This window comes from Martinezella sp. CNPSo 3890 (assembly GCF_057784455.1).
The window spans coordinates 340,845-348,509 of record NZ_JBXSOR010000005.1 but is presented as its reverse complement, the minus strand read 5'-3'; the positions used below and the strand labels follow the sequence as shown (position 1 = coordinate 348,509).

The 7,665-nt window shown below is 57.8% G+C and carries 11 protein-coding genes; 8 read left to right on the top strand and 3 right to left on the bottom strand.

Annotated features, from left to right (window positions below; genetic code table 11):
- Positions 1–136 precede the first annotated feature (136 nt).
- Positions 137–349 carry a hypothetical protein gene (locus AC13RC_RS16210; RefSeq protein WP_488557770.1) on the bottom strand — a complete coding sequence of 71 codons (213 nt, stop codon included), beginning with the start codon at positions 347–349 and terminating at the stop codon, positions 137–139.
- 381 nt (positions 350–730) lie between these two features.
- On the opposite strand from AC13RC_RS16210, the gene AC13RC_RS16205 reads away from it, so the two are divergent.
- Positions 731–1,252 (top strand): invasion associated locus B family protein, encoded by a 522-nt coding sequence (locus AC13RC_RS16205; RefSeq protein ID WP_488557769.1) that lies wholly within the window; start codon positions 731–733, stop codon positions 1,250–1,252.
- A gap of 94 nt (positions 1,253–1,346) precedes the next feature.
- On the opposite strand, the gene AC13RC_RS16200 is transcribed toward AC13RC_RS16205, so the two are convergent.
- Complete coding sequence (locus AC13RC_RS16200; RefSeq protein WP_488557768.1) at positions 1,347–2,231, bottom strand: GntR family transcriptional regulator; 885 nt, start codon at positions 2,229–2,231, stop codon at positions 1,347–1,349.
- A 154-nt stretch (positions 2,232–2,385) separates the two neighbouring features.
- Between AC13RC_RS16200 and AC13RC_RS16195 the strand changes: the two genes are divergently transcribed.
- The 7 genes from AC13RC_RS16195 to AC13RC_RS16165 all read left to right on the top strand — a co-directional run bounded on the left by AC13RC_RS16195 (position 2,386) and on the right by AC13RC_RS16165 (position 6,658).
- Positions 2,386–2,604, top strand: a complete 219-nt coding sequence (locus AC13RC_RS16195) for a hypothetical protein (RefSeq protein ID WP_488557767.1) — start codon at positions 2,386–2,388, stop codon at positions 2,602–2,604.
- 65 nt (positions 2,605–2,669) lie between these two features.
- Positions 2,670–3,683, top strand: a complete 1,014-nt coding sequence (locus tag AC13RC_RS16190) for a zinc-binding alcohol dehydrogenase family protein (RefSeq protein WP_488557766.1) — start codon at positions 2,670–2,672, stop codon at positions 3,681–3,683.
- An 80-nt stretch (positions 3,684–3,763) separates the two neighbouring features.
- A complete protein-coding gene (locus AC13RC_RS16185; protein WP_488557765.1) occupies positions 3,764–4,168 on the top strand; it encodes an SDR family oxidoreductase in 405 nt (134 codons plus the stop codon).
- 277 nt (positions 4,169–4,445) lie between these two features.
- The gene (msuE, locus tag AC13RC_RS16180) at positions 4,446–5,006 is read left to right on the top strand and encodes an FMN reductase (protein WP_488557764.1); all 561 of its coding nucleotides are present in this window, start codon (positions 4,446–4,448) and stop codon (positions 5,004–5,006) included.
- 60 nt (positions 5,007–5,066) lie between these two features.
- On the top strand, positions 5,067–5,237 hold the full coding sequence (locus AC13RC_RS16175) for a hypothetical protein (protein ID WP_156090746.1): 171 nt from the start codon (positions 5,067–5,069) through the stop codon (positions 5,235–5,237).
- A 63-nt stretch (positions 5,238–5,300) separates the two neighbouring features.
- A complete protein-coding gene (locus tag AC13RC_RS16170) occupies positions 5,301–5,885 on the top strand; it encodes an RBBP9/YdeN family alpha/beta hydrolase (protein WP_488557763.1) in 585 nt (194 codons plus the stop codon).
- Positions 5,886–5,998: 113 nt separating this feature from the next.
- Positions 5,999–6,658: a peroxiredoxin gene (locus AC13RC_RS16165; RefSeq protein ID WP_069614590.1), complete on the top strand. Its 660-nt coding sequence runs from the start codon at positions 5,999–6,001 to the stop codon at positions 6,656–6,658.
- Between the two features lie 60 nt (positions 6,659–6,718).
- Here AC13RC_RS16165 and AC13RC_RS16160 read toward each other — a convergent pair whose 3' ends face one another.
- Positions 6,719–7,621 carry a LysR family transcriptional regulator gene (locus AC13RC_RS16160; protein WP_145318346.1) on the bottom strand — a complete coding sequence of 301 codons (903 nt, stop codon included), beginning with the start codon at positions 7,619–7,621 and terminating at the stop codon, positions 6,719–6,721.
- Positions 7,622–7,665: the final 44 nt, after the last annotated feature.

Sequence of the window (7,665 nt, the reverse complement as noted above, 5' to 3'; positions counted from 1 at the left end):
AAAGGCCTGATCGTAACATGGTTGGCTTCATTCTTTACGTCTCCTTGCCGCCGGCAAAATAGCCGGGTCCGGCCTAATTACTGTCGGCGCGTTACCCTTGAGAAGCATCACGCCGTCAACCTGCTCGGTATCAGCTTCACAATATCTGCCAGAACGGACCTGAGCCGAGGCTGCTGACGTTGCCGCCGGGATCGTTGGCGACCAGCGTTTCGCCGGAAAAGCCGCTGCCGCTGATCCTGCTGTCACCGGGGCGGCGAGAGAGATTGTCAATGCAGTCTTTCTGGGAGCCGTCATTCAAATGACCGCGGGCCAGCCTCGCTCCATTCGTGAGCGGCTTTTGCAATATCATTCAAACCTCTTTTGTCTGTAATTTCTATTTTCAATATAAGTGAAATTGAAGTAACAATTAATAATGCAAATTGAAAGAGATATTTCGGAATCATAGATCCTATGTATAGTCTACAAAAATACCTTACTAAGGCTGACGAAGGTTATGGCGATTGAACGTGATGAAAGTGTAATTCTTATCGCTACATAAATTATATGATGCAATAGCATAAAATTAACGCTATTGTTGTCGAAATAACCTCGGGTTTTGAGGGCCGAGGGGTAAGGTGGGGCGCATAATGTTGCGGGGAGCAGAGATGAATGGGATAGCGCTGTTCGCGCTCATAAGGCGTGCCGATAGGCGCTTGCCCATATTGGCAAGTCGACCGAGCGGAGGATTGTGATGGCTGGCCGGACTACTATCGCCGCCGGTTCAGGCACATTGCAGGAGCGTTACGGCGACTGGACGCTTACCATCGTCAATCAGGGAACCGCCGATCAAGCGCGGCCACATTATGCGATTTCCTATACGCTGTATGATCTGCAGACAAACGCGCCAGTGCTTTCGATCGAACTTACTCCCGACGGCGGAAGCCTGAGGGGTATATTGGCGTTGCCGCTGGGGCTGCATCTGCGGAGCGGGCGGTTGCCGCGGGGTGACGAAGCTGCTTTGGGTCTGGCTCAGCCGATCGGTGCGGCTTCTTCGCGCGGCTGTCCGGTCGAGCTGAAGCTCGATGCAGCCATGATTGCCAACCTGCGGCGACGGCGTAGCCTCCGCGTGATGCTGGCGGCGACCGATACGGGTCGTGATGTGAGCTACGTCATTTCGCTCAATGGATTTGCCGAGGCTCTTAGCCGCGCGCTCTCCATTGTCGATCCCTACGCCGCAAGAGCCCACATCAGGTCGGGCTTGACCCTTCAGTAGCAGGTCGGATTTCGGGCAGGGTTGCCGGTGCGATTGGCGGTGCCGCCAACCGCACGCATTTCCTTCGCTCCGGCAGTATGCTCGAATTCCGATGTCAAGTTTCCCGGCTAATGCTTGCAAGCAATGTCCGGCGCGCCTCGCTCAGATGTGCCGTGCAGGTCTGGCTAATTTTCCTTTGGTCCCTTGAGAGAATCGCATCGATATAAGCCAGATGCTGATAGACAGCCGCTTCGTTGCGAATGCGCTCGTCTTTCTTGTTCCATTGATAATGGTAGAAGAAAATCAGCGAGATAACGTGGTAGAATTCGGTGACGAAGCGATTGCTGGAAGCGCTGTTGATCAAGCGATGCAATTGCTCGTCAAGGAGCGAGAACCGGTGATAATCGGTCTCGATCGTCTCCAGCAGCTTGAGATGCTCGGTGCGCAGTCTGCGCAGCGCGTTCCAGCTCGGGTCGCTGTCATCGAGTTCCGCAAAGCGCATGACGGACCGCATTTCGAAAATTTCGCGGATATCGGAAAGCTCGTTGGCGAATTCCAGGGTCATGCCGCGGAAGACCCATTTGCCGCCGGCTTCGCGCTCCATCAGGCCAAAATGCCGGAAGCTCTGCAGAAACTCGCGGATCGTCGTCGTCGACACGCCGAATTGCCGCGCGAGCTGAAGCGCATTGATCGCCTGGCCCGGACCGCTATCGGATTGGAGTATCCAGGTCAGGAAGGCGCGCTCGACGATCAATGTCGGCGGGATGGTCTCCGCTTCGGCATAGAGCTCGGATGGTTCTGCCTGCCGCAGCACTATCCTGTCCTTGGATAGAAGGCCGTTCTCCATCGCGGCCGCTAGGCACTTGCGGACCGTCGTTCTGCTGGTGCCGAGGGTTCGGCCGATCTCACGTTCCGAGCCAAGAGGGTGGCCGTGACTGACCGATTGTACGTGGCGCAGGAACTCGTTGAACTGCCGTTTGAAGAGGTTTTCAGAACGCATGCCGATTTGGTTTCGTTGGTTTTTTAAACAAAAAATACCACTTTAAATCGATCGCCTCAACCGTGTAGAATCCGCCTCAAGCTAAGGAGGATAGCTCGGGGATGAGACCAGCATATCTCGTTGCTCATTGGCGCTGCCGGGAAGATGGTGTCGCATGAGCTACACTTTTGATTTCGAGGGCCTGCTTCCCTATTGGGATCAGTTTGCGGAAGGCGCCTGGCTGACGATTCGGCTTTCGGTGGCGGCAACTATCGTGGGGTTTGTGCTGGGCACGTTCTGCGCGATCGCACGGACCAGCGGCTCGGCGACGCTGAAGACAGTCGTCGGCGCCTATGGCGCCGACCTGCCGGCCGACATCGCTACCCTGAACTGATCTGTTTCCAGCGAACCGGGTGCAAGCGTCCGGTTCACGCCCCCAAACCGGAAAGGTATCGTCACGTGAAAGCCCTGTTGATCGAAAGTGAAGGTGTCAGCCGTTTCACCGATGTCGCCCGCCCGCAGCTCGGAGAAGGCGATGTCCGTATCGCCGTCCGCCATGTCGGCATCTGCGGGAGTGATCTCAACACGTTTCGAGGCCTCAACCCGCTGGTGGAGCTGCCGCGCATCCCAGGGCACGAAATCGGTGGCGAGATCATCGAGACAGGGGCGGGCGTTTCGTCCGCCTATCAACCGGGGCGGCGCGTCATCGTTCTTCCCTATACCAGTTGCGGTACTTGCTCTTCCTGTCGCAAGGGTCGCGTGAATGCTTGTCGCTACAACCGCACGCTTGGCGTGCAGCAGGATGGCGGGCTTGCCGAAGAGATCGTTCTTCCCGCGGAGAAGGTGATCCTGAACGACACGCTCGATCCTCGCTTTCTTGCTTTGGTCGAGCCGCTGTCGGTAGGCTTCCATGCGGTGGCGCGCGGCCGCGTTTCGTCGAGTGATCGCATCGTCGTGCTGGGCTGCGGCATGATTGGTATGGGCGTGGTCATCGGAGCCGTTGCGCGCGGAGCCGAGGTGATTGCCGTCGATCTCAGCCCGGAAAAGACCGCGCTGGCACAACGCTTCGGAGCGCGCCACACAATCGATGCCGGCACGGAAGATGTCGCTGCGCGCATTGTTGAACTGACTGATGACCAGGGCGTCGATGTGGCCTTCGAGGCCGTCGGTCTTCCGGAAACCTTTCGTCAGGCGATCGATCTTGCCGGTTTTTGCGGGCGCGTCGTCTACGTCGGCTACGCCAAGGCTCCCGTTACCTATCAGACACAAATGTTCAATCTCAAGGAGTTGGATATCATGGGCTCGCGCAACGCGACCAGGTCCGATTTCGATGCAGTGATCGCTTATCTGGAGACGATCGGCGACCGCGCCGCCTCGCTCATTTCCAAGATCATACCCTTCGCCGAGGCGGAAGGTGCATTGCCCTTTTGGGACAAGAACCGTGACGTTTTGAAGGTCATTGTCGAAAGATGAATACGCAAGCATCCATGAAATCTCCAACAGCGCTTCCCGACTGGCATGGTGCGTTCCGACTGGACGGATAGCGCGCGCTGGTGACTGGCGGAGGCAGTGGACTGGGCCTCGCGATCGCGCGTTGCCTCGCCGCCTCCGGCACTGAGGTGGTACTGGCTGGCCGCAGGCCGGATCTCCTTGAGGATGCTGCGGCGTCGATTGGCCTCCTGGCGAAAGCCGCACAGCTCGAGCTTCGCGATCTTGCGTCGATCAAAACCTTCGCCGCCGGAGTCGAGGAGACGCACGGCCCGGTCGATATCGTCGTCAACAATGCCGGGAATACGGTGAAGAAGCCGTTCGAGGATTCCGATATTGCCGACTTTGACGAAGTCATGGACGTCACCGGTGGCAAGACGAGCCTTGGCCACGCGACTGAAAAGACGGACCCTGCCCATTATCGGTGTACCGGAGAAGCCGGCTTTTTCGACAATCTGGGAGAGAAATGAACCGCTTCTTTGCGGCAACGCCTCCTGCAATGCTTCGGCAGGACAACCCATCCCATTCCAGCCGCCATTTGGCGTCCGCGGCACTTTTGAAAGACGCAAGCTTGTCGTCCAATCCTTCAGCCGGGTGGCATTTTTGCGCCCTGTCCAGCTGGCTCCAACGTAGAAAGAGATTTTCCAATTCCCATGCCTTCAGAGATCGCTGTTTCTTTTAATCTACTATTTTTATGGACAATATTTGCATTATCGAAAATGCATGCGATCTTCGGAAGGGATGAGAATGAGTGCGCCCAAACTCGTCGGCATTGCCGGCAGCTTCAACAGGCCGTCGAAGACCTACGCGCTGGTCCAGACCGTCGCGGATTTGGCAATTGAGCGATATGGCTTCTCAAGCAAGGTCTATGATCTGCACGATGTTGGTGCGTCCCTTGGCGCCGCTCAGTGGCGCAAGGAGCTCGACGACCAGGCGAAAAGTGTGATCGACGATATCGTCTCATCGGATGCGCTGATTATCGGTTCGCCGACGTTCAAAGGATCCTATCCCGGGCTGTTCAAGCATCTGATCGATCTTATCGATCCACACGAGTTGCGCGCCAAGCCGATCATCATCACCGCGACAGGCGGCGGAGACAGGCACGCGCTGATGGTGGAACATCAGCTGCGGCCGCTCTTCGGCTTCTTCATGGCACACACCCTGCCAACCGCTGTCTATGCGTCTGATCGTGATTTTACCGACTACAAGGTCTCTTCGGAACCGCTGGCCAACCGGATCAATGAAGTGGTCGGTGAGCTCTCGGCTTTCTTCCCGCATTCGGTAAGGGTGCTGGCTGCGGCCGAATGATGGGCTGATGGACAAATTGCCTTCGACCGCCTCGGATCTATCAACCAAATGGAGGGTTACATGAAATGGAATGTCATTAGCCGCCTGAAGACGATTTTCGCTGGGCGCGCGTTGCGGGATGCGGATGGACGCATCCAGTCGGTCGATCGGCCCGAGTCCGTCGAGCGAGAGCTCTCCGCGCGCGACTACGAGATCTACTATTGGTGTACATCCCCTGCGCCTTGGCATTGAAGGGAGATGTGCTTTTGATGTCCTGTCGCAAGCTTTGTGTTCGATCTTTCTCGTGAGGCTTACATGACCAGAGTACTGATTGTGCCTGGCCTTTTCGGCTCGGGCGAGGGGCATTGGCAGCGCTATTGGCTGCAGGATCATCGCGACGTTCGGCTTGTCGAGCAGGATGACTGGGACTTTCCCAATCTCGGCAGTTGGATGGAGAAATTAGAAGCCGCGCTGGAAGAGGCCGGTGAAGCCTATATCGTCGCCCACAGCCTGGGCTGCGTGTTGACGGCGAGGCTGGCTGGCCGCGAGGCTGCGCGAAGGGTCAAAGGTGCACTGCTCGTAGCGCCCTGCGATATTCCCGTGACGGAAGCCCTGCATGCCGGACATCTGTCCTTCGGTACCATGCCGACCGATACGCTGCCTTTTCCCAGCATGACGGTCGGGAGCTTGAACGACATCTATATGAGCCTCGACCGGCTCGGCATGTTCGGACGGCTTTGGAATTCAGATGTTCGCAATATCGGCCTTGCAGGACATATCAACATAGCAAGCGGTTACGGGCGCTGGGCGGGTGGTTACCGCTTTCTGGACATGTTGAAGGCGCGCAGCAGGCATCGCAGGCCGCAGGGATTTTCAGCGGCAATCGCGGCGTCCATTTGAAAGAAGGGCTTTTCATATCCGACATTCGACGCCATTGTGCGACGGATTTTTTTTCTCGCCTTTTGGCCGCCATCCCAAGCGCGCGCCGGGGCATGTTCTTTGGAGGTAAGGCAATGAGTTTGCGCATCAACGATATCGCGCCGGATTTTACGGCCGAGACGACGCAGGGCGAGATTAAGTTCCATGACTGGATCGGTAATGGCTGGGCCGTGCTCTTCTCGCATCCGAAGAACTTCACGCCGGTCTGCACGACGGAACTCGGCGCCATGGCTGGCCTGGAAGGCGAATTCCGCAAGCGCGGCGTCAAGATCATCGGCATCTCGGTCGATCCCGTGGAGAGCCATGGTCGCTGGAAGAACGATATCAAGACGGCGACCGGCTTCGACGTCGACTATCCGCTGATCGGCGACAAGGATCTCAAGGTTGCCAAGCTCTATGACATGCTGCCGGCAGGTGCCGGCGAGAGCTCGGAAGGCCGCACGCCGGCCGACAATGCAACTGTCCGTTCCGTTTTCGTCATTGGCCCCGACAAGAAGATCAAGCTGATCCTTACCTATCCGATGACGACAGGCCGCAACTTCGGCGAAATCCTGCGTGCGATCGACTCGATCCAGCTGACATCCAAGCATCAGGTCGCAACACCGGCAAACTGGCAGCAGGGCGAAGACGTCATCATCACGGCCGCCGTCTCCAACGAAGACGCCATTACCCGCTTCGGCTCGTTCGATACGGTATTGCCCTATCTGCGCAAGACCCGGCAGCCGTCAGCCTGATCGGCGTGGTGACTGAGAGTTTTAGCTGATACGATGCGGCCCTGACGGCCGCGTCGCTTTTTACAGGTGAACATTCTCGCGCAAAAAATCCAGCAGGGCACGCACGCGCGCTGGCAGGGGGCCGCCTTGGCCGATATAGACGGCGTGGAATTCCTCGATATCGCCGGAATTGAATTCTTCCAGCAGGGGCTTCAGCCGCCCGGCCACAATATCCGATTTGACGGTGAAGGCGGCAAGCCGCGCCAGGCCGGCACCGGCAAGCGCCAGATGCCGCATGGCTTCGCCGTCGCCCACCTGCAGGCTGCGCGCTGCCGGTACCGTCGCAACCTCGCCGTCAATGAGCAGCGGCCAGCCTTCGATCGCTCTGGAATAGCTAAAGCTGATGCGGCAATGTTTTGCCAATTCCGCGGCGGAGTGAGGCGTTCCATGCTTACGCAGATAGTCCGGCGAGGCGACGATGATATTTCGCGTCGCTCCGAGCTTGCGGGCCGTGAGGCTGGAGCTCTTCAGCGGCCCGGCGCGGATTGCGACGTCGGCGCGCTCCTCCATCAGGTCGATGACCCGGTCCGTATGGAAGATCTCCAGCGAGACATTAGGATGCAGCGCCATGAAGCCCGGAATGAGCGGAGCCAGCACATGATTGCCGAAGGAGCCGCTGGTGTTGATGCGGATATGGCCGGCTACCTGCTCTCCCGCCGATGCGTGGCGTTCGGCTTCGGCAATATCGGCAAGAATGGCGACGCTACGTTCGAAGAAGGCACATCCCTCTGGGGTAAGCTGCAGCCGTCGCGTCGAGCGATGGATAAGACGCGCACCGAGGCGCTTTTCAAGTCTCGTGACGAGCTTGCTGACGGCAGAGGGCGTCATGCGGCAGGCCCTGGCCGCAGCCGTAAAGCCGCCGAGTTCCACGGCACGCACGAATACTTCCATTTCACCGGAGCGGTTGATCTCTTGGCGGCTCATGATGAATTAAAATCATAAATCAGTTTCTTTCCGGCAATCTATAT

What these genes read in the sequence shown, in the direction of transcription:
- AC13RC_RS16210 (WP_488557770.1), bottom strand. Translation starts at nt 349, where the DNA reads ATGATATTGCAAAAGCCGCTCACGAATGGAGCGAGGCTGGCCCGCGGT.
- AC13RC_RS16205 (WP_488557769.1), top strand. Translation starts at nt 731, where the DNA reads ATGGCTGGCCGGACTACTATCGCCGCCGGTTCAGGCACATTGCAGGAG.
- AC13RC_RS16200 (WP_488557768.1), bottom strand. Translation starts at nt 2,231, where the DNA reads ATGCGTTCTGAAAACCTCTTCAAACGGCAGTTCAACGAGTTCCTGCGC.
- AC13RC_RS16195 (WP_488557767.1), top strand. Translation starts at nt 2,386, where the DNA reads ATGAGCTACACTTTTGATTTCGAGGGCCTGCTTCCCTATTGGGATCAG.
- msuE (WP_488557764.1), top strand. Translation starts at nt 4,446, where the DNA reads ATGAGTGCGCCCAAACTCGTCGGCATTGCCGGCAGCTTCAACAGGCCG.
- AC13RC_RS16175 (WP_156090746.1), top strand. Translation starts at nt 5,067, where the DNA reads ATGAAATGGAATGTCATTAGCCGCCTGAAGACGATTTTCGCTGGGCGC.
- AC13RC_RS16170 (WP_488557763.1), top strand. Translation starts at nt 5,301, where the DNA reads ATGACCAGAGTACTGATTGTGCCTGGCCTTTTCGGCTCGGGCGAGGGG.
- AC13RC_RS16165 (WP_069614590.1), top strand. Translation starts at nt 5,999, where the DNA reads ATGAGTTTGCGCATCAACGATATCGCGCCGGATTTTACGGCCGAGACG.
- AC13RC_RS16160 (WP_145318346.1), bottom strand. Translation starts at nt 7,621, where the DNA reads ATGAGCCGCCAAGAGATCAACCGCTCCGGTGAAATGGAAGTATTCGTG.